The organism is Companilactobacillus sp. (assembly GCF_022484265.1).
Classification (GTDB): domain Bacteria; phylum Bacillota; class Bacilli; order Lactobacillales; family Lactobacillaceae; genus Companilactobacillus.
This window is the reverse complement of record NZ_JAKVLR010000001.1, coordinates 1,638,861-1,659,890: the sequence shown is the minus strand read 5'-3', so window position 1 is coordinate 1,659,890 and position 21,030 is coordinate 1,638,861. Positions and strand designations below refer to the sequence as shown.

General features: G+C 39.4%; 18 protein-coding genes. 6 read left to right on the top strand and 12 right to left on the bottom strand.

Translation table 11 applies throughout. The features are described from left to right. Window positions 1–7 precede the first annotated feature (7 nt). The 5 genes from gyrB to dnaA form a co-directional block, all read right to left on the bottom strand. Window positions 8–1,960 (bottom strand): DNA topoisomerase (ATP-hydrolyzing) subunit B, encoded by a 1,953-nt coding sequence (gene gyrB, locus LKF16_RS08030; RefSeq protein ID WP_291470327.1) that lies wholly within the window; start codon window positions 1,958–1,960, stop codon window positions 8–10. Next, entirely contained in the window at window positions 1,960–3,081 is a 1,122-nt protein-coding gene (recF, locus tag LKF16_RS08025; protein WP_291470325.1) for a DNA replication/repair protein RecF, read from the bottom strand. The genes gyrB and recF overlap by 1 nt, the downstream gene beginning before the upstream one ends. 6 nt (window positions 3,082–3,087) lie before the next feature. Beyond that, window positions 3,088–3,297, bottom strand: coding sequence for a S4 domain-containing protein YaaA (gene yaaA, locus LKF16_RS08020; protein ID WP_291470323.1), 210 nt, complete (start codon window positions 3,295–3,297; stop codon window positions 3,088–3,090). Window positions 3,298–3,673: 376 nt separating this feature from the next. Next, window positions 3,674–4,810, bottom strand: coding sequence for a DNA polymerase III subunit beta (dnaN, locus tag LKF16_RS08015; RefSeq protein WP_291470322.1), 1,137 nt, complete (start codon window positions 4,808–4,810; stop codon window positions 3,674–3,676). Between the two features lie 159 nt (window positions 4,811–4,969). Further along, on the bottom strand, window positions 4,970–6,352 hold the full coding sequence (gene dnaA / locus LKF16_RS08010) for a chromosomal replication initiator protein DnaA (RefSeq protein WP_434735164.1): 1,383 nt from the start codon (window positions 6,350–6,352) through the stop codon (window positions 4,970–4,972). Window positions 6,353–6,861: 509 nt separating this feature from the next. On the opposite strand from dnaA, the gene rpmH reads away from it, so the two are divergent. The 6 genes from rpmH (at window position 6,862) to LKF16_RS07980 (ending at window position 12,720) form a co-directional block, all read left to right on the top strand. After that, complete coding sequence (gene rpmH, locus LKF16_RS08005) at window positions 6,862–7,002, top strand: 50S ribosomal protein L34 (protein ID WP_025085419.1); 141 nt, start codon at window positions 6,862–6,864, stop codon at window positions 7,000–7,002. A gap of 70 nt (window positions 7,003–7,072) precedes the next feature. Further along, window positions 7,073–7,417: a ribonuclease P protein component gene (gene rnpA / locus LKF16_RS08000; protein ID WP_291470299.1), complete on the top strand. Its 345-nt coding sequence runs from the start codon at window positions 7,073–7,075 to the stop codon at window positions 7,415–7,417. 28 nt (window positions 7,418–7,445) lie between these two features. Continuing rightward, window positions 7,446–8,285 (top strand): YidC/Oxa1 family membrane protein insertase, encoded by an 840-nt coding sequence (locus tag LKF16_RS07995; RefSeq protein WP_291470297.1) that lies wholly within the window; start codon window positions 7,446–7,448, stop codon window positions 8,283–8,285. A gap of 417 nt (window positions 8,286–8,702) precedes the next feature. Further along, a complete protein-coding gene (gene mnmE, locus LKF16_RS07990; protein ID WP_291470295.1) occupies window positions 8,703–10,091 on the top strand; it encodes a tRNA uridine-5-carboxymethylaminomethyl(34) synthesis GTPase MnmE in 1,389 nt (462 codons plus the stop codon). 19 nt (window positions 10,092–10,110) lie between these two features. Beyond that, complete coding sequence (mnmG, locus tag LKF16_RS07985) at window positions 10,111–12,015, top strand: tRNA uridine-5-carboxymethylaminomethyl(34) synthesis enzyme MnmG (protein ID WP_291470293.1); 1,905 nt, start codon at window positions 10,111–10,113, stop codon at window positions 12,013–12,015. Between the two features lie 123 nt (window positions 12,016–12,138). Next, on the top strand, window positions 12,139–12,720 hold the full coding sequence (locus LKF16_RS07980) for an SLAP domain-containing protein (RefSeq protein WP_291470291.1): 582 nt from the start codon (window positions 12,139–12,141) through the stop codon (window positions 12,718–12,720). A gap of 82 nt (window positions 12,721–12,802) precedes the next feature. Here the strand turns inward: LKF16_RS07980 and spxB are convergent, their stop codons facing one another. The 7 genes from spxB to LKF16_RS07945 all read right to left on the bottom strand — a co-directional run bounded on the left by spxB (window position 12,803) and on the right by LKF16_RS07945 (window position 21,005). Next, window positions 12,803–14,563, bottom strand: coding sequence for a pyruvate oxidase (gene spxB / locus LKF16_RS07975; protein ID WP_291470289.1), 1,761 nt, complete (start codon window positions 14,561–14,563; stop codon window positions 12,803–12,805). A gap of 154 nt (window positions 14,564–14,717) precedes the next feature. Next, the gene (locus LKF16_RS07970; RefSeq protein WP_291470288.1) at window positions 14,718–15,188 is read right to left on the bottom strand and encodes a hypothetical protein; all 471 of its coding nucleotides are present in this window, start codon (window positions 15,186–15,188) and stop codon (window positions 14,718–14,720) included. Window positions 15,189–15,195: 7 nt separating this feature from the next. Beyond that, window positions 15,196–16,386, bottom strand: coding sequence for a cobalamin-independent methionine synthase II family protein (locus LKF16_RS07965; RefSeq protein WP_291470287.1), 1,191 nt, complete (start codon window positions 16,384–16,386; stop codon window positions 15,196–15,198). Between the two features lie 4 nt (window positions 16,387–16,390). Next, entirely contained in the window at window positions 16,391–17,209 is an 819-nt protein-coding gene (locus LKF16_RS07960; protein ID WP_291470285.1) for a phosphate/phosphite/phosphonate ABC transporter substrate-binding protein, read from the bottom strand. 43 nt (window positions 17,210–17,252) lie between these two features. After that, window positions 17,253–18,401 carry an acyl-CoA dehydrogenase family protein gene (locus tag LKF16_RS07955; protein WP_291470284.1) on the bottom strand — a complete coding sequence of 383 codons (1,149 nt, stop codon included), beginning with the start codon at window positions 18,399–18,401 and terminating at the stop codon, window positions 17,253–17,255. Between the two features lie 73 nt (window positions 18,402–18,474). Continuing rightward, on the bottom strand, window positions 18,475–19,839 hold the full coding sequence (locus LKF16_RS07950; protein ID WP_291470282.1) for a Na+/H+ antiporter NhaC family protein: 1,365 nt from the start codon (window positions 19,837–19,839) through the stop codon (window positions 18,475–18,477). Window positions 19,840–20,066: 227 nt separating this feature from the next. After that, a complete protein-coding gene (locus LKF16_RS07945) occupies window positions 20,067–21,005 on the bottom strand; it encodes a DMT family transporter (protein WP_291470281.1) in 939 nt (312 codons plus the stop codon). Window positions 21,006–21,030 lie beyond the last annotated feature (25 nt).

The window sequence follows — 21,030 nt, the reverse complement described above, 5'->3', positions numbered from 1 at the left end:
TCCCCTTCTAATAGTCAACTTCGGCATAGCGAGCATTTTCTTCAATGAATTCACGTCTAGGAGCAACCTTGTCACCCATCAACATTGAAAAAATTTGATCGGCGCCGGCTGCGTCATCGAGCTCGACACGGTCAAGTCTTCTCTTTTCTGGGTCCATAGTTGTTTCCCATAATTGGTCAGCATCCATTTCACCAAGACCCTTGTAACGTTGGATCTTTGGTTCAGGTTTTGCTGGAAGTTGGGAAATGAAGTCATCTTTTTCTTTATCAGTATCAAGATATTCCATGATCTTACCTTGGCGAACTTGATACAAAGGTGGCTTAGCGATGTAGACATAGCCTGCATCAACGATTGGCCTCATATATCTGTAGAGCAAAGTCAACAGCAATGTTCTAATATGAGCACCATCGACATCGGCATCGGTCATAATAATAACTTTATGATAACGAGCTTTTGAAATATCGAATTCCTCACCAAAACCTGTTCCCATAGCAGTGAACAAAGTTCTGATTTCTTCGTTAGCTAAAATCTTATCCATTGAAGCTTTTTCAACGTTTAAGATCTTACCTCTAATAGGCAAAATAGCTTGAGTCAAACGTGAACGACCAGTCTTAGCAGAACCGCCGGCTGAATCACCCTCGACGATGAATAATTCTGAAATTTCAGGATCTTTACTTGAGTTATCAGCCAACTTACCAGGTAAATTGCTGATCTCAAGACCATTTTGCTTACGTGTAACTTCACGGGCACGTTTAGCAGCAAGTCTAGCCTTAGTTGCCAAAGTACCTTTTTCAATGATCTTCTTAGCTGTATTAGGATTTTCCATCAAGAACTTCATGAAATGCTCACTGAATAAACGATCAGTGATAGTTCTAGCATCGGAGTTTCCTAACTTAGTCTTAGTCTGTCCTTCAAATTGTGGATCTGGATGCTTAACAGAAACGACCGCAGTCATCCCTTCACGGACATCTTCACCGGATAACTTCTCGTTATCTTTCATCAATTTGTTCTTGTGGGCATAGTCATTGATCACACGCGTTAAGGCAGTCTTGAACCCAACTTCGTGAGTACCACCTTCGTACGTGTGAATATTATTAGCGAATGTTAATAGATTGGTATGGTATTCGTCGATATATTGCAAAGCAACTTCGACAGTTACGCCATCTTGAACGCCTTCAAGATAAATTGGATCGTCAAAGAGGACCTCTTTACCCTTGTTCAAAAATTCGACGTAACTCTTGATTCCACCCTCGTAGTGGAAGACAAGTTTTTCAGCGGTATCTTTACGTTTATCGGTAAATGTAAGTTTTAAGCCTTTGTTCAAGAAAGCTAGTTCACGGATTCTTGTTGTCAGAACTTTATCATCATAAACAGTAGTTTCAGTAAAAATATCTGGATCCGGCACGAAATGAACACGAGTACCATGATCAAATTCTCCGGCATCGCCAACCACGTGCATTGGATGCTTAACTTTACCTTTTTCAAAGTCGATTCCGTATTGTTTGCCGCCACGGGTAACAACTACGTCCAACTCACTACTCAAGGCATTAACAACTGAAGCACCAACACCGTGAAGTCCACCAGAAACCTTGTATCCGCCGCCGCCGAATTTACCACCGGCATGCAAGATAGTATAAACAGTTTCAAGAGCTGGTTTACCAGTCTTCTTTTGAATATCGACTGGGATACCACGTCCATCATCAGTAACAGTGATCGAGTTGTCAGGTTCAACCGTGACTTCGATCTTCGTAGCAAATCCTGCTAAAGCTTCATCGATACCATTATCGATAATTTCCCAGACAAGATGGTGGAGACCTTGGCTACTAGTAGATCCGATATACATACCAGGTCTTTTACGAACAGCTTCAAGTCCTTCGAGGACTTGGATTTGACTGGCATCATATTCTTCAGCTAGTTTTTCTTTTTTCTCTAATTCTTCTTCTTTGCTGTTTTCAGCCATTAAATTTCCTCCTGTTTGATTTTTCCGTCAACAATCTGTAAAACATTAGGATCCTTGATCAAAGTTTGATCAACATCGTCAAGCGACGTCGTAGTGATAAAGGTTTGAATGTCCTGTCCAATCGACGACAAGAGATGAGTTTGCCGTTTCTGGTCTAACTCGGATAACACATCATCCAATAGCAAGATCGGATAATCCCCTACTTCTTCCTTGATCAATTCGACCTCAGCCAATTTCAGACTCAAAGCAACCGAGCGCTGCTGTCCCTGCGAGCCAAAGTCCTGAACGTTTTTATCATTAACTAAGAATTTAATATCATCCCTGTGCGGGCCATATAAAGTGACTCCGCGTTGAATTTCTTTGCGATAGTTCTTTTTGAAGGTGTCTTTGTATAAGTTGTAAATAGCTTCAACGTCCATACCTTCAGCTTTAAAAAAACTACTGTACTGAAGCTTTAACACTTCTTGGTTATCTGTGATCTTAGCGTGGATCTTTTGAATAAAAATTTGCAGCCGATGTAAAAAAGTTAAGCGTGTCTGCGTCACTTCTGCACAATAAGCTGCAAGTTGATCAGATAAAACATCTAGATATACTAGATCCTTTGTTTCATGATGCTGTAATTTTTTCAAATAGACGTTGCGTTGTTTAAGAACAGATCTAAACTGACTAACAGTTTTGAGATATTGCGATGAAATTTGACCAAATTCCATATCGACAAATTTACGTCTGACAGTCGGATTGCCCTTAACGATCGATAAATCCTCTGGAGAAAACAAGACAACGTTTAAATTACCGATGTAACTCGACAATTTACGTTGTTCCAAATTGTTCAATTTAGCTTTTTTCCCGGATTTACTGATAATCAGGTTCATCTTTAAACGACTGGCATTATCTTTGATAACCGTGCCCGAAATTCTGGCAAAATCACTTCCCCATCTAATTAAATCCTTGTCATTGGACGTTCTATGGCTTCTGGTCAAAGCTAAAAAATACATAGCCTCTAATAAGTTGGTCTTACCCTGGGCATTGCGTCCCAAAAAAACATTGATGTTTGGCGAAAAATCAATCTTTAAAGATTCATAATTGCGATAATTTTGAAGCTCAAGTTCTTTTACGAACAAAAAGCGTTATGCAATTTCAAAAGTTTGACCCTCAGCAATAACCTTATCGCCCTTGTGAAGTTTCTTTCCTCGACGATTTTCAGGTTCGCCGTTGACAGTGATCGAGTTTTCCTGCAAATACCATTTAGCCTGACCGCCAGTTGCAATGATGCCAACCTCTTTCAGGAATTGTCCTACAGTAATAAATTCGGTCTTAATTGTTATTTTTTGCGACATTTTAACACCCTATTTATTAGATTTATCCATTAATGACATACTGATATTATAGTGGTTTTAAGTCTAAAAAACAAACCAAAAGGCAAATTTTGGACGATTAGAGCTGTTTTAAGCGATCTTAGTACTGGGATATTAAAATCAGTCAAAAAACACGCAGAGCAAAAAATATACGGCTCATATTTAAATGTCATGTAAAAATTACGTAAAACCGAAATGATTTTGGTTATTTTTCGGTAATCCGTGAATTCATTACGTAATTTGAACAAAAAAGCTATATTCAGTTATCAATTCATCATGTCTGATAACTGAATATAGCCAAATAAGCTCCAAATAAAAAATCAGCCCATCTAGGCTGATTTTTTTCGTGATTCATTTTTTAAAATGTTCTAACTGGTGTGATCAATTGAACGAAATTATCTTTGTTTTCAATTGGTCTGATCGTAAATGGGTGCAAAGCTGAGGTGAAACTGATCTCGATCTCAGTATTGCCGCCAAATGAACGAAGGGCGTCTTTTAAGTAATCTGGATTAAAGGAAATATCTAGGTCTTCACCCTCAAGACTCTTGCAGTCTAGTACTTCTTCAACAGTTCCGACCTCAGGTGAGTTACCGAATAGAGTTGCTGTGTTTTCAGCTGCTTTGATAACTAGCTTGATGACGTTGTTTCGACTTTCATGAGAAAGAAGCGAAGCACGTTCAACTGAAGCCAATAAGTTCGATGAATCAAAAGTCAAAGTTGTATTTGATTCATCAGGGATCAAACGGTCAGTTTCTGGATATCTTCCATCCAATAAACGTGAATAGAACATAACATTGTCAAAACTGAACAATACTTGGTTTTCAGAGATCGACATTGAGATTTCTTTAACTGAATCGTTAATAGTTCTGACTAATTCAGTCAAACTCTTACCAGGAATGATCAAGTTGTACTCTTCATCGCTAGTGATATCAATTTTTCTCTGAGCTAAACGGTGACTATCAGTCGCAACTGAAGTTAATCCGTCAGAGTTGATGACAAAATTAACACCAGTCAAGACAGGACGACTTTCTTGGTTTGAAACAGCGATAACAGTTTGACCAACAACTTCTTTAAAAAGATCAGTTGGAAAAACTAATTGGTTCTCAGTTTCAACTTCAGGAAGGTGTGGATAGTTATTTGCATCTAACCCATTAATAGTAAATTCAGAAACGCCTGATTTGATCAAGGTCTGATTATTGTCTAAAACTTCTAAATTAAAGTTATCCCCAGGTAACTTCTTAATGATTTCATTAAAAAATTTGGCTGGTAAAACAATTGAACCAGTACTTTCAATATTCAGATCATTGTCTGCGTCTTCTTTAGAGATGAATGCAGTGATTGAAATATCTGAATTACTACCAGTAATAGTTAATCCATTATCAGCTAGGTCTAGTTTCATTCCGGTAAGTATAGGAATAGTTGTTTTACTAGAGATAGCACGTTGAACATTATTAGTCTGATTAATGAATTTAGTACGATCGATTGAGAATTTCATTATCTAACTTCCCCTTTTAATTAATTAATATATAGATAGAAGCAGTAGTAGGACCTGTTGATTCTGTGGAAAACTAACTTAACGTCATGAAGCTGTTGAAAAAATCATGTTATTAACAGCTGTGGATAACTTCTGCTTTTTTAAAAAGTTTTGCACATGTTAATTTTTCAACTCATCGCGTAATTCGCCGATGGCTTGTTTAATATCATCATTTTTTAAAGCTAACTCGGTTATTTTATCACACGAGTGCATGACTGTTGTATGGTCCTTGCCGCCAAATTCCATTCCGATTTGAGGAAGTGAACGGTCAGTTAATTCTCTGGATAAATACATTGCAATCTGACGCGGCAAAACGATGGTTTTAACACGTTTTTTACCTTTAAGATCAGCAATTGAAACATGGTAATACTTAGCTACTTTGTTTTGAATGTTTGCTACGGTCAATCCGTTTTTGGCACGCGATAGCTTCAAGGCTTTCAAAGCATCAGCGGCGATCGACTTATTGATATCAGCATTTTTCATTGTTGAGTAGGCCTGAACTCTCAATAATGCGCCTTCCAATTCACGAACGTTGGTGTTGATCTGTTCAGCAATATAGGAAAGTGTGTCATCCGGGATCTCTAAGTTTTCAGCTTTTGCCTTGTTGCGCAAGATGGCAATTCTGGTTTCGAGATCGGGTGCAGTGATATCAACGGATAAGCCCCATTTGAAACGAGAAACTAGTCGTTCTTGAAGCTTAGGTATTTCATTTGGTAAACGATCAGAAGTCAAAACGATCTGTTTATTATTTTCGTGCAGCTTATTGAAGGTGTGGAAAAATTCTTCCTGAGTCCCCTCTTTTTCAGCGAAGAATTGAATATCATCAATAAGTAGAAGATCTACGCTGCGATATTCTTTTCTAAACTCTTCTTGAGTCCGAGTTTGGATGGAATTAATGAAGTCATTAGCGAAAGTTTCACTAGTAACATATTTAACACGAGCATTTGGATTGTTTTTCAACATTTCATGTCCGATGGCTTGCATCAAGTGAGTTTTTCCTAAACCAACGCCACCATAAATAAACAGTGGATTGTAGATCTGACCCGGCTCACCTGCAGCGGCAACAGCTGCAGCGTGGGCCATTTTGTTAGCTCCACCAATAATAAATGATTCAAAAGTGTACTTAGGATTCAAATGAGAATTTTGAAAAACAGGTGCAGATCCATTTAAATCTTCGTTTGAATCGTTATTTTGAGTAGAAGCAACGGTTAAGTTCGGTTGTTCTTTACGGTCATCTTCATTTTCAATGATCGGATTGAGTTCAACGCCATTAAAAGCATACGAATCGGCAACAATGTTTTTAACATAGTTGCGTTGCCAATATTCTTGATGCAATTTTGATTCAACTGAGATGTGAATGTCATTTCCATCCATATACAGTGGTTTTGCACTTTCGACCCAAGTTGAATAACTAGTTGGCGTGATCTCTTTTTTGATCTTACTAGTAAAGTAATCCCAAAAATCGTTCAATTCTTTAGTAGATGAGTTATTCGGTTCTTGCAAAAAATCCCTCCAATCTTGCAAATTTTATCTGTGGATAAGTTTTTTCCCCTAAAAAGACAAAATAAAGTTTATCATTCAATAAAATAGTTTTCCACAGAACGTATGTTTAATTTATTTTTACTTAACAACTTGTTAAAAGAATCGTAAGAAAACTGTGGATTAATGTTAAGAATTCGACTTATTCACATAGTTATCCACAGTTATCAACAAGTGAAAGTCCTATTCTACTGGACTTGCGAAGACTTTACAACAAGAAATCAAAACCTGTGGAAAACTAATGCACAGTAAATTTTTACGGCGGACAACTCTGTATACTACCCTGTTGATAACTATGTTAATAACTTCTGTCCACAAATTATCCACAGGTCCCTTTTGTTCACAACTCACAGGGATGTTTTCCTATCTACTAATGAAAGATTTAAATTTGCTGTTTAATTTTTTTGACAAACATGATAAGATATTTAAGCAATTGTCTGGAGAAGTGAAAATTAATTCAGGAGGTTTGATTGATGACTACAAAAAGAACATATCAACCAAAGAAGCGTCATCGCGAACGCGTCCATGGTTTCATGAAAAGAATGAGTACAAGTAATGGTCGCAAGGTTCTTGCAAGACGTCGCAAAAAAGGCAGAAAAGTATTATCAGCTTAGTTTTGAAGGATCACTAATTTTTGGTGGTCTTTTTTTATATACAAAACTCGAGAGATTAGTCTGGTGACATATGAGAAAAAGCTATCGAATTAAAAAAGAAAATGAGTATCAATATGTCTACTCAAAGGGCCAATCAGTCGCAAATCGTAATTTTGTCCTCTACAAGATCGAAAAACCAGGACAAAAACACTTTCGCGTTGGTCTTTCCGTAGGTAAGAAAGTTTCACATACAGCTGTTGGACGTAATCGGATCAAACGATACGTTCGTCAATCTCTACTAGAATTAAAACCTGAGTTACCTGCTGAGCTGGATTTTTTGATAATCGCAAGAAAGCCTGCCGTTAATTTAGATATGCCCGAAACAAAGAAAAATGTCGTACATCTTCTAAAATTAGGTAAAATAATAGTAGATTAAATCAAAATATATCAATATAGGTGCAAAAGTGAATAAAAAAAGGTTAAAGAAATACATAGGTATCGCACTATTACTTAGTGTCGTTCTGGTGTTAGCTGGATGTTCTAATCTTAATGAACCTATTACTAGTAACAGTACTGGTTTTTGGGACCACATTGTTTTGTGGAACTTCTCAAGATTTATCTTGTGGTTAGGTTCAATCGCTGGTAACAGTGCCGGCTGGGCAATCGTCCTCTTCACCATTATCATCAGGGTCATTCTCTTGCCATTAAACTGGTTCCAGATCCGCAGTATGAACAAGCAGATGGAAATTCAGCCTCAAATGAAGGCTTTGCAAGACAAGTACTCTGCTAAAGATACTGACACCCAACAAAAACTTCGTGAGGAAACTCAAAAGTTATATCGTGAGGCCGGAGTTAATCCGGTGGCGGGATGTTTGCCATTATTGATTCAGTTGCCAGTTATGTTTGCTCTTTATCAAGCAATCTATAAGACAGCAGAATTGAGAAATGGTTCCTTCCTTTGGATGCAATTAGGAAAGCCTGATCCATATTACATCATGGCTGTTTTAGCTGCCCTATTTACATTCTTATCCACTTACATTTCAAGTATTTCCAATCCGCAACAAAATGCTACAACTAAGATGATGACTTGGATCATGCCAATCTTCATCTTTGTACCAGCATTGACATTCCCATCAGCTATTACTCTTTACTGGGTAGTAACTAATGCGTTCCAAGTTCTTCAGACATTGGCTTTCCAAAATCCATTTAGATATCGTCGCAAACAACGTGAAAAAGAAGAAGCAGAGCGTGAGAAGCAACGTAAGATCAGAAAAGCTAAAAAACGTGCTTATAAGCATCGATAATAAATAATTGACATTTAAGAAAAATGTCGTTAAGATGTCTTAGAAATTAAATTAAATACTGAAAAGTAGTCAAAGTGCTTTTCCGTTCAACTATTAGTGTGGACGGATTATGCACTTTTTTTGTGCCAAAAATCATTATAAGAGCGCAAAATTTCACGGTTTGGGACCGGAGTATAAGGAGAAGAAATGCGGAGTGGCGCTCGTCAAGCGCTCGCAGCGTTTATTCTCCTTATACAGTAGGTCACAGTGAAATATTTGCGCGTTTCGGATAAGGTCGCAAAATTTCACGTTTATTCAATCGGTTCCAGTGATAAATTACGCGTTTTTGCTACAAAAATAGTGGCGACCAGCAAATAATTGTCAAATCGATAAAAACAAACGACTACTTAATAAATAATCCAACAAGGAGGAATCATCATGCCTAGTACAGTAACTGAATACGACACGATTGCTGCTATTTCAACACCACCTGGGGAAGGTGGTATCTCGATCGTCCGTGTTTCTGGAGATCAAGCTATCAATATCGTCAAAAAGGTGTTCAAGGGTAAAGACTTGGCTAAAGTTGCTACTCACACTATTAATTATGGTCATATCGTTGATCCGACAACTAACGATTTAGTTGATGAAGTCATGGTCTCAGTTATGCGTGCACCTAAGACTTACACACGTGAGGACGTCATTGAAGTCAATACTCACGGTGGAATCGTCCCTACTAACAAGGTGCTGCAACTATTGATCGGTGCTGGTGCCAGAATGGCTGAACCTGGAGAATTTACTAAACGTGCCTTTTTGAATGGACGTTTGGATCTGACCCAAGCTGAATCAGTTATGGATTTGATTCGTGCTAAAACTGACAAAGCTATGCAAGTAGCTGTCAATCAACTTGATGGTAATTTGGAACATTTGATCAATAGTTTGCGTCAAGAGATTCTCGATGTTTTGGCTCAAGTCGAAGTTAATATCGACTATCCAGAATACGATACAGAACAAATGACTACCAACATGTTATTGGAAAAAGCAAAGACAGTTGGCGTAAGTATTGACCAATTACTCAAGACAGCCGACTCTGGCGAGATCTTGCAACACGGTCTGGCTACTGCCATCATCGGTAAGCCAAACGTTGGTAAATCAAGTCTTTTGAATCGTTTGCTCGATGAGGACAAAGCGATTGTAACGGACGTTGCAGGTACAACGCGTGATATTGTTGAACAATATGTCAATATTGATGGTGTTCCACTGAAGCTGATCGATACTGCAGGTATCCGAGATACCGAAGACAAGGTTGAAAAAATCGGTGTCGAACGTTCGCTCAAGGCAATCAACGAAGCTGACTTGATCATCTTAGTGTTGGATTCTAGTCGCCCACTTGAAGATGAAGATATTCAATTATTGGATGCTACCAAAGATAAACGTAGAATCGTAATTTTTAACAAGAACGATTTAACGCCAGTCTTGCATCCAATCGAAGTTAAACAATTAAAGGCAGACGATATTATTTTGCTCACATCTGCCATTAAAAATGACGGTATCGAACAGATCAAAGATACCGTCGGCAAGCTATTCAATGCTGGTATCGAAGACAGCAGCAGCAACGTCATTATCACGAGTGCTCGACAAGCAGGACTCTTGAGACAAGCAAAACAAAGCTTAAATGACGTTATTTCAGGAATTGAAGCAGGGATGCCAATCGACCTCGTGCAGATCGATATGACTTCTTGTTGGGATAAATTAGGCGAGATCACAGGTGATAGCTACCCAGATGAATTGATCACGCAGCTATTCTCGCAATTCTGTTTAGGAAAATAGATATAGGTGGAAAACATACATGGTAGAAGTTAAAGAATTTGATTCAGAAACATATGACGTGATCGTTGTCGGTGCTGGACATGCTGGTTCAGAAGCAGCTCTTGCAGCAGCTAGAATGGGCCAAAACACCCTTTTGATCACGATCAATTTAGACATGGTAGCTTTTATGCCATGTAATCCATCAGTTGGTGGACCTGCTAAGGGTATCGTTGTCCGTGAGATCGATGCACTTGGTGGTCAAATGGGAAAGAACATCGATAAAACATACATTCAAATGAGAATGTTGAATACAGGAAAAGGTCCAGCCGTTCGTGCCCTTCGTGCGCAAGCTGACAAGAACATGTATCATCGTGTGATGAAGGATACGCTCGAAAATGAACCTAATCTTACATTACGCCAAGGAATCGTAGAAAAACTTATTGTTGAAGATGGAATTTGTAAAGGTGTCGTAACTGGTACTGGCGCAAAGTATCACGCTAAGACAGTCGTCCTTACAGCGGGAACAGCTTCACGTGGAAAAATCATTATTGGCGAGTTGATGTATTCTTCAGGTCCTAACAACTCGATTCCATCAATCAAGTTGTCAGAAAATCTTGAAAAAAATGGTTTCAAGCTGACTCGTTTTAAGACAGGTACACCACCTCGTGTGAACAAGAATTCGATCGACTTTTCAAAAACCGAAGAACAACCTGGCGATCCAGAGCCTAATCACTTCTCATTTGAGACACGTGATGCCCAATACTTAAAGGATCAAATCTCTTGCTGGATGACTTATACGAATGCCACAACACATAAGATCATTCGTGACAATCTTGACCGTGCACCAATGTTTTCAGGTGTTATCGAAGGTGTTGGACCTCGTTACTGCCCTTCGATCGAAGATAAGGTCGTACGTTTTGCCGACAAGCCACGTCACCAAATTTTCTTAGAGCCAGAAGGTCGTGATACTCAAGAGTATTACGTCGGGGATTTCTCGACTTCAATGCCTGAAGAAATTCAATTGAAGATGGTTCACTCAGTTGCTGGACTTGAGAACGCCAAGTTGATGCGTCCAGGATATGCAATCGAATATGACGTGGTTGAACCTTGGCAATTGAAGTTAAATTTGGAAACCAAAGTTGTTAAAAACCTATTTACTGCTGGTCAAATGAACGGAACTTCTGGATATGAAGAAGCTGCTGGACAAGGAATCATGGCTGGTATCAATGCTGCCCTTCGTGCACAAGGCAAGGATCCATTTATTTTACGTAGGGATGAAGCGTATATCGGCGTTTTGATCGATGATCTCGTAACTAAAGGAACTAACGAACCTTATCGTCTTTTGACAAGTCGTGCCGAATATCGTTTGATTTTGCGTCATGATAATGCTGACGAGCGTCTAACTGGTAAGGGACATGACCTTGGACTTATTAGCGATGACCGATACGACCGTTTCACACGCAAGTGGGAAGCAGTTGCTGCAGAGAAAAAACGCCTTGAAACTACTATGATCACACCTAAGATGGCTGAGCCATTCTTGAGTGTTCACAACTTGAAGGGCCTTAAAGACGGCATCTTAGCTGGTCGTTTCTTGAGAAGACCTGAGGTCCACTATCAAGATATCATCGACATGATCGGTGAAGGCGGAGCTGATGTTGACCGTCGCGTTAAGGAACAAGTTGAGATCCAGATCAAGTACGAAGGATACATTGCCAAAGAACAAATGAAAATCGACCGTCTCAAGAAGATGGAATCAAAGAAGATCCCAGAACGTCTTGATTACACGAAGGTCAATGGTTTAGCTACTGAAGCTGTCCAAAAGTTAAGTAAGATCAATCCTGAAACGATTGCCCAAGCTAGTCGTATCAGTGGTGTAAATCCAGCTGATATCGGAATCTTGAGTGTTTATATCGAACAAGGAAAGATTGCTAAAATACCTCAATAAACAATAAATCGCCCATCCCTCAACGGAATTGGACGATTTTTTTTGCACAAATGATACAAATTTGAAATTTTATATTAAATATATATATAATGTTATTATAGTTGTAATAATGGGGGTTTAAAAATGAGCCATAAGAAATTGAGTTTAGTCTTAGCTGTAGCGTTGATCTCGCCTGCATTGCTAGGTAGTTTCAGCACATCAACAGCATCTGCAGCAAACAACGCACCAGCTAATGCTGCAGTTTCCGCAACATGGACAGATACTACGATCAACATTACTATCCATACTAAAAATTTGATTGGTTTACCAATCTATGACCAAAATGGTCAAATTATCGAACACCAAAATGCTCCAGCCAATCAAGATTTTGCGACATCGCAATTACATAAGAATGCTGCCACTAAAGAAGTATTTTACAAGATTGGCGACAATCAATATTTGAGTGCCAATGAAGTTCTTTCAGGTATTAAAAATATTGCCATCACTAACTACAAAGCGGTTATTCACACTGTGAATAACGATCAGATCCAGTTATACGATGGAAATGGCAATGCCATCAATCAAGTATCAGTGGCTGGAAACTCGGCTTGGTTTACTAACCAACAGGCTGTAAATATCGATTCAGGCGTTATCTACTACCAGATCTCACCTAATCGCTATGTCAGTTCAAACGATATTTCACACATCACTGGAACAAACGCTTAATAATAAAACAAATAGGCAATCGACTTTTTCAACAGGTCGATTGCCTATTTTTAATTTCAAAAGTTATTCACATGTGGATAACTTATTTTTCATCACCCTTAGCACGAAGTAGTTCTCCGAGGGATGGTTGTTCTTTAGTATCGATTCCATATTGCTTAGCATATTGATCAACTGTATCTTGACCGTATAGTTTTGGATCAAGTGGCATAAATGCAGTCGTGATTGGGTCATCTTGTTTGATGACGGCATTGATGACGATTGGTTTCTTGTTGCCAGAAGCTTGCAATTTTTTGATCTTAGCAAAGACTTCGTCGGCTTCTTTGATTGAAGTTACAGTAAATCCGATCCCGCCTAAACCTTCAGCAACCTTTGCCCAGTCGGCGCCAGTTAAGTCGACTCCGTAAAGGTGTTGCTTGGTAACAACTTGTTCGTTGTAAATGAAGCCGAGTCTCTCGTTAGCAAAGACGACGTTGATGACTGGAAGGCCGTAGCGAGCTTCTGTGATGATATCAGGAGCGACCATAGAAAATCCACCATCACCTGATAAAGACCAGGCTTGAGCGTCAGGGACGCTTAATGCACCCGCTAGACCCGCAGGAAGTCCAAAGCCCATTGTTGCAAAAAGTCCAGAGATAGCGAAACGTTGATTATGATTTATTGGCAGTCCACGAACGCCCCACTCTGACACGTTTCCGGTATCAACGCCATAAGTATCGTTTGGACCAGCCATTTCAGCAATTTTTGCAGTGATCGTTTCTGGATTAAGACCATTGCTGTCGTCTTTAGCAAGGCCTGCCAACCACTTGTCCCAATTGGCCTTATTTTCTTGGTTAGCTTTGAGCCAATCAGTAGCAGGAAGCGTTTCTTTGGTATCGATCAAAGCTTGCAAATAACTTTGGGCATCAGAGATCACAGCATAGTCTACATCGACTGTTTTGCCGATGTCGTATGGATTATTGTTAACTTCGATAATCTTTAAGTCCTTTGGCCAAAAGCCCGCAAATGGGAATTCTGAGCCTAAGAACAAGATCAGGTCAGTATGTTGTAAAGCCTCAAATCCAGACTTGCTGCCAAGACGTCCGAAAGTGCCGATAAAATTAGGATGGTCAGTGCTAATTACCCCTGTAGCCGGCACTGTATTCATGACTGGAATATTGAATTGCTCAGAGAATTTAGTCAAAGTGTCTTTTGCACCTAGTAAACCACGTCCAGCATAGATCAAAGGATGTTTAGACTCTTTGATCATCTTGAGTGTATTTTCGACATCTTCAGGATTGATGACTTGTGAAAAATTATTCTCGACTACCTTAGGTGTCTTTGGTGCTTGATAGTCGATTTCCGTTGAACTAAGGTCTTCTGGAATGGTTACGACCGCAACGCCCTTTTGTCGATAAGCTTCACGAATCGCTTGATTGATGACGTAAGGAATCTGTTCAGCAGTCGTAACAGTCCGGTTATAAACTGCTACATCGCTAAACATAGGTGTTTCATCCATTTCTTGGAAATAGTTAGTATTCATCGTTGCTTGTGGTACTTGACCAACGATGGCTAAGACAGGAACGTGGTCCATTTTGGCATCATAAAGTCCGTTGAATAAATGAGTTGCACCAGGACCAGCTGATCCAAACGCAACACCGATTTTTCCAGTGAATTTAGCGTCAGCTGATGCGGCAATTGCACCAACTTCCTCGTGACGTACCTGAATGTATTTGACCTTGTCTTTTTCTAAGTAAAGTCCCTCAACTGTATGGTTGATCGAACCTCCTGGGATACCGTAAACGTGGTCGACATCCCAATCTTCCAACACTTTAACTAAAGCTTGTCCAGCAATCATTTTTGTCATAATATCTTGTCCTTCTTTCAAGTTATATAAAATCTTGATGCGAAAAATAAAAAAATATTTGTAACAACGTGATCATATTCAATCTAAACCTCAAAATAGTCAAATGATTGTTCTCGGACATCAAAAAAGCCGCCATAATTGGCGGCTTTAATGTTTAATAAACTAGTTTAACGCGGGTATTAATCTTAATACTGCCTTTGATCGAGTTAAGGATCAATGAGTTTTTCATTGCTTTATCGCATAACTCTTTCAACTCGTCTTCTTCAGCAACAGATACAATGTACAGGACCATCGTGATCTCATCTATCTTTGGTTCGCCATCGTATCCGATGACACCGATGTAAGATAGTGGATTTACTAATTGAAAAGAAAATTTACCTTCAATTTCATCGACAAGTTCGTCATGTTTTTTATCGTAATTGGTGATCGAAAAAATCACTGAACTGGCAATCGAGTCAGCAAAATGCGTCATGCTAGTAGCTTCGGTATTTTCAGAATCGAAACTGATCTCTTTGGCAATGGTATAGGAGGTATTGTCAATGTAAATCTTATTGCTATCGTCATTTTGACCAACTGTACGTAAGTCGATGTTGTAGTATTTACTCTCTTTTAATAGTCTTTCCATTTGATCTTTACTCCTGAACGGTACTGTATTCTTGGCGAAGTTGATGAGATGCTTCAACTAGTGAATTAATCTTGTTAGTGATGAATTCTTCTTTGTTGACTGGGCGATTGGAGAAGGTCGCAAAACCACAGTCAGGATTGATAAAAATTCGATCTGCAGGTAGATACTGCAAGGCATCTTTGACCTTATCTTTGATGAAATCAACTGATTCAGCATCGTATAAACGAGGATTTTCGACGCCTAAGCCGATAATGTCGTTGTTTCTGATTTGATCAGAAGCCATCAAAGTACTGAAGTCTCCGGCACGTGGAGTTGAGTACTCTAAGGTCAATAAGTCTGGGTCCACATATTCGAATAAGTCCAACAATGGCGTGTAAGCACCTGTCAGCAAGATGCTTTCATCGTTGCTCCAGTTTCCACGACAGACGTGCATGGAGGCAATCGACTTGTTGCGGTCGATATGGTCCATAACTGGTTTCAATAATGATTTAGCAAACTCTAATTCGTCAGTTGGATCTTTCTTTTCAGCTAAAGCAGCACACATGAAGGATCTAGTCTTACCTTCAGTGAACACTACTTCCGTTAAAACTGGCTCGTCGAATTGGATGATATCTACGCCGATTTTTTGCAAGTTATCGATCTCTTGTTGAAGGATCTTTACAACGTCTTTACCAAGATCTTCTTTGCTATCGTAAGCTTTTCCTGAAAGCTTAGAAAGCCACATTGAACGAGTTAGTAGATATGGTCCTGGCAAAGTGATCTTAACTGGCTTGTCAGTGTATTTCTTCAACATTTTCAATTCATTGACGGCGATTGGATGATATTCCAATTTGCCAGTACAAATGGCGTTTCTGATTGCAATCGAAGGAACGTCTAAAGTGCTTAAAATATCTTCAAACGACTGCTTGTCAGGCACGTAGTCGATCACGTCGTTCATTGATAATAAATCAACGCCGCCGATACGGTCAGCAACGAACGAACAGTAGTTGTCTCTTGAAAGTTCGCCAGAAACGATGAAATCTAACCCTAATTTTTCTTGAAGCTTGATGATCCGAGCGGTTTCATTTTCGATCAACTCATTGAAGTCATCGTCTGACATTTGGCCATTGCGATGCTTACGAAGCGCTAACAGTACTTCCCTGCTTCTGGGCCAACTTCCGATTAAGGTCGTTGGAAATAGAGGGTATGATTTTGTCATAGTATTACTCCTTAAAAAAATCTAAGTAGTCAACGGCTTTTTCAAGTAGTTGGAATCCGCTAGTTCTGCCTGGGATCCACTTCTTCAAGCCTTCAAGATCCATCATTTCTTTGTGTTCTGGATTGTTGTAGTCCATGTTGCCTAAAGCTGTTTCAAATTGTTCCTTGAGGTCTTCTGGGAAGTCTGGACGTGTTGAGAAGATGCAGTGGTCATATAAGCCAGTTAATGCGGCTACAACGATTTGATTTTCATCAATTGTTCCATCCATTGTCCAGTTTTTACGGTTGATTTCAGTAGTTACAGAAACATCAACATCCCCTGCTTTAAGTGCTTTCAAGGCATCAACTTCTCCACCTTCGTGATCTCCATCAAGACCGACATCAACGTCAAAAGTTTTTTCAACGTAATCTTTGCCTGGTTCTAAGCCATTTTCATGTAAGTATTCCATTGGGATCAAACGTGCTTGTGGCGAATCGATGGCACCAAAGCCAATTGTCTTGCCACGTAGGTCTTCAACACTCTTGATACCACTGTCTTTTTTAACTAAGAAAGTACTCTTACGATCGCGGTCTGTGTCACGCATGTAGCTGTAGCCACAAGTGTCGTTTGATCTGATCTTTGCTTCAACATAAGCCAATGGCGAGTTCCAAGCAACGTCAATGTTTCCGTCAACCAAGTCTTTAACTTGTTTACGATAGTCTTTGTAAAACACAGTATCCAAGTCGATACCTTGTGATTCGAAATATTTAGCGATGATGCCCCAAACTACGGTTACTTGTGGTGAATATAAAACTGCACCTAATTTAATTTTGCTGTTACTCATTGAAATTTCCCCCTATTTTTAAATGCACGATTCGTTTGAAAAATTATTCTTTAACGCTAGTTGTTTCTTCAGCAACTTCTGGTCTCATGTAAGGTAATTGCACTTGTAATCTACCTAACCAAATACGTAGAACATCGATTCCTGGTGCCATTACTTGTCCAGCTAGTGAATCTCTCATTAATCTTTCCATTGGTTCCTTGTTGCGGACATATCCGATACCACCGAAGAGTTTCATACCTTCTGAGCCATTGGCAACAGCAGCTTTAGTTGAGTTGACACGAGCAGCGATTGCGTTTTGGAAGGCATCGTCGTCTTCGCGGTCAACGCTACGTGCGGCAGCAAACAATGTTTCACGAGCTGCATAACCACGTGTGTAAAGATTTGCTAGACCAGTTTCAACTGATTCGATCTCACCTAGTGATGTACCACCTGAGTAAGTTCTCTTTTTAACGTAAGTTGCAGTTTCATTAGCGATTCCCATGGCAATTCCGGCACAAGCTGAAGCTAAACCAACGATGAAAATCAAACGGTCGCCATCGCCATTTCCTTCAATCTTGTAGAAGTTATCAACCTTAGTATTGTCAAGAATCATTGGAACAGAAGCATTACCACGAAGGCCAACGCCGTTCCAGTATGAGTCGAATGAAAGTCCTTCGCTGTCGCCAGGTACTAACCAAAGGTTATTTTCACCAGATTCTGGGTTGTGAGCAATCGTTAAGTAGTAGTCAGCTTCTCTAGCTGTGGTAACGAAACTCTTGCGACCATTCAAGATTGCGTAGCCGTCTTTTTGGTCTTCTGTCATTTCTGGAAGATAGAAGTGAGTACCAGTTCCTGTTTCTGAGTAAGCGAGTCCCAAGATGATCTCGCCACTGGCAACCTTAGGAAGAATTTCTTTTTTCAGATCTTCTGAAGCGTAAAGCGATAGACAGTAAGCACCAACGTTACTCATCATGTAGCAAAGGGATGCTGAAGCACAGCTTTCTGCAAGTCCAGTACATACTTGAGCGTGCTCTTCAACGCCTTTTCCTTGGCCGCCGTATTCTTTAGGAATAACTAGTCCAAAGTAGCCGTTCTTGCGGAGTTCTTTGATTGATTCGCTAGGAAAACGACCTTTTTCGTCGATGTCAGCAGCGTAAGGTTTTAAATATTTTTCACCAAATTCTTTGGCGTTTTCATAATAAGTATTAGACATTTTGAATTCTCCCCTGAAAGTTAGTTAATTGTTAATAAATAATTCTGAAAATTTAATCGAAAAAAATTTTTTGTTAATTGGCTTGTAATTCGGTTTTGACGTCGGATTTGACGGCTGGATCTTTGACACGGTCCTTTTTTCGTTCGTCAAATGGAATGAAGATAGTCAAAATTGAGATTCCAAGTGCTAAGAAGCCATACCAGAGATATGGGATGATTGCAATCGGCGAAACTTTTCCACCTGTAAGACTAGTTGCTAATAAGATCTGGGCTCCATAAGGCAAGATGCTTTGCAGAACGCAGACGGTCGTATGCATCAAAGAACCACTCTTTCGACGGTCGATGTGATAGTCGTCAGAAATCTCTTTAATGATTGGGCCAGTAACAACACAGGTTACTGTATCGTTAGCTAATGAAGCGTCAACGGCACCGGGCAATAGCATGGCAACGAACTTAGCAGATTTTTGACCGACAATGATCTTACGAAGCTTTTGGTTGAGCCATTCAATACCGCCAGCGTCTTTGACCATAGCAGCTAAACCACCAATTAATAACGAAAAAATAAGAACATCAAACATATTTAGAAAACCGGTTTGAATACTGCCGGTAAAGCCTAAGATATCAAAGCTTCCGTAATAAATACCGATACCACCGGCTAAAATGATCCCCATCGTTAAGACGACAAAGACGTTAACACCCATCAGCGATACTACCAACACAGCAATGTAAGGTAGAATCTTGATCAAGTTGTAGCCACCAATATCAGTGATAGTAGTAGCTCCCGTGTTACCAAAGAAGAAGTACAAGATAACAGTCCCAATTACTGCTAAACCAGTAGTTCTAAGGTTCAACTTGAATTTTTCTTTGATTGGAATATCCAGGATTCTAGTAATAGCGATCCCAGTATCAGCAATGATCGACATGTTGTTACCAAACATTGCCCCACCAAGCAAAGCGCCTAATAGCAAGGCTGGATTGATACCAGTTTTTGCTGCTAGGGTGATACAAATAGGTCCGATCGTAGCGATAGTACCCATGCTAGTTCCGATCGCTAAACAGACGAAACAAGCGATTAAAAACATACCAGGAACTATGAATTGGCTCGGAATTAAACGGAGGCCCAAATTAACGGTTGATTCAACCCCTCCGATTTTTTCAGTAACGCTTCCAAAAGCCCCAGCTAAAAGGAAAATTAGACACATGATGATGATATTGTTGTCGCCGCATCCGGCAATCAAACTATTGAACTTCTCATCGATCGTGCCCCTGTAGATCAAGAATGCAAAAATAATACCAACAATAACTGAAATAGATGCAGGCATCGCATAAAAGCCCTTTTTATTTCCGATTGCTGTTAGGAAAATACCGACAAAGAGGTATAAACCAACGAAAATTAAAAACGGCAGGATAGATGTCCACGTAGATTTTTTGTTTTTCATAACAAAATTACGTAACTGCTTACATGCAATTGCGAAAATGCAAACAAGACGTTTCCCCCAAGATTTTTGTGATTGAAATATATTTCACAATTAAGCGTAAAGTACTTTGATTAATCATGCAATCAATAATTATATTAATAATGTTAGCGATAACATTTAAATTAAAAAAAGCGGATACATTTTCTAATGTATCCGCTTTAATTCTAATAAACTTATTTTTTACTAATTTAAAAGAGCCGAATTAAGGCAACTCCCGCAATCATAATTAAAATCCCGACTATCTGAATGGGCGTTACAGGATTCTTGTTTGATTCTAATAATCCGAACTGGTCAACGAGCAAACTGCCGGTCATCTGACCAACCAAGATTATTACAACAGCTAGCCCAGTGCCTATGATAGGTACTAGATAGGCGTTTCCAAAGACGAATAGTGCACCAATGACACCACCAATCCACATCCACCAAGGATTGCTCTTACCGTTTTGAGTGGTGAGTTTTATTGAAGGATGCAGGATCAAAACTATGACGATCAAGGCAATCGTCCCGACTAAAAATGAGATAAATGCTGCTTTAACGGATGATTTGAGAACAACGCCTAAATGTCCGTTGATAGCAGTCTGTGAGGCACCTAACATTCCGGCAACGATACCTAAAGTTCTCCAAATAATTAATCCAGATGATTTAGGTTCATCTAGATTTGTCTTGTGAAATTTACGAATTATGTTGTCCATTGCGACTGCACAGACGACACCACTGATGACCAAAAGGGCACCAAAAAATCTTGTCAAACTGAGTGGCTTTTGGATTGAATCAAATAAACCAAAGTTGTCGATAGCTAGTCCCATGATGATCTGTCCTAAAATTGGAAAGATCACCGTTTGGACGCTGCCTAATTTTGGAAATAGCAAAATATTCGAAGTTAAATAAATAACTCCAAGAAACCCACCGATCCATAGCCAAATCGGTTGAGTGGCAAATAATTTGCTAGAAAATAATAAGCTGTGATCCATGATCAAAGTGATAATTGCCAGAAAAATCGTTCCCAGTGTAAATGACGTCAAAGAAGCGACAAATGGGGAACCCACAGCTACTTTTAAACGTGAGTTGATACTAGTTTGCATTGGCAAGCCAATACCAATTACGATACCAATCAATATTGCAAGCATTACAAAATCTCCTATTCGCTTTGTT

Coding starts and splice junctions, on each gene's coding strand:
- gyrB (WP_291470327.1), bottom strand. CDS start 1,960: ATGGCTGAAAACAGCAAAGAAGAAGAATTAGAGAAAAAAGAAAAACTA.
- yaaA (WP_291470323.1), bottom strand. CDS start 3,297: ATGTCGCAAAAAATAACAATTAAGACCGAATTTATTACTGTAGGACAA.
- dnaN (WP_291470322.1), bottom strand. CDS start 4,810: ATGAAATTCTCAATCGATCGTACTAAATTCATTAATCAGACTAATAAT.
- rpmH (WP_025085419.1), top strand. CDS start 6,862: ATGACTACAAAAAGAACATATCAACCAAAGAAGCGTCATCGCGAACGC.
- rnpA (WP_291470299.1), top strand. CDS start 7,073: ATGAGAAAAAGCTATCGAATTAAAAAAGAAAATGAGTATCAATATGTC.
- mnmE (WP_291470295.1), top strand. CDS start 8,703: ATGCCTAGTACAGTAACTGAATACGACACGATTGCTGCTATTTCAACA.
- mnmG (WP_291470293.1), top strand. CDS start 10,111: ATGGTAGAAGTTAAAGAATTTGATTCAGAAACATATGACGTGATCGTT.
- LKF16_RS07980 (WP_291470291.1), top strand. CDS start 12,139: ATGAGCCATAAGAAATTGAGTTTAGTCTTAGCTGTAGCGTTGATCTCG.
- spxB (WP_291470289.1), bottom strand. CDS start 14,563: ATGACAAAAATGATTGCTGGACAAGCTTTAGTTAAAGTGTTGGAAGAT.
- LKF16_RS07970 (WP_291470288.1), bottom strand. CDS start 15,188: ATGGAAAGACTATTAAAAGAGAGTAAATACTACAACATCGACTTACGT.
- LKF16_RS07965 (WP_291470287.1), bottom strand. CDS start 16,386: ATGACAAAATCATACCCTCTATTTCCAACGACCTTAATCGGAAGTTGG.
- LKF16_RS07960 (WP_291470285.1), bottom strand. CDS start 17,209: ATGAGTAACAGCAAAATTAAATTAGGTGCAGTTTTATATTCACCACAA.
- LKF16_RS07955 (WP_291470284.1), bottom strand. CDS start 18,401: ATGTCTAATACTTATTATGAAAACGCCAAAGAATTTGGTGAAAAATAT.
- LKF16_RS07950 (WP_291470282.1), bottom strand. CDS start 19,839: ATGAAAAACAAAAAATCTACGTGGACATCTATCCTGCCGTTTTTAATT.
- LKF16_RS07945 (WP_291470281.1), bottom strand. CDS start 21,005: ATGCTTGCAATATTGATTGGTATCGTAATTGGTATTGGCTTGCCAATG.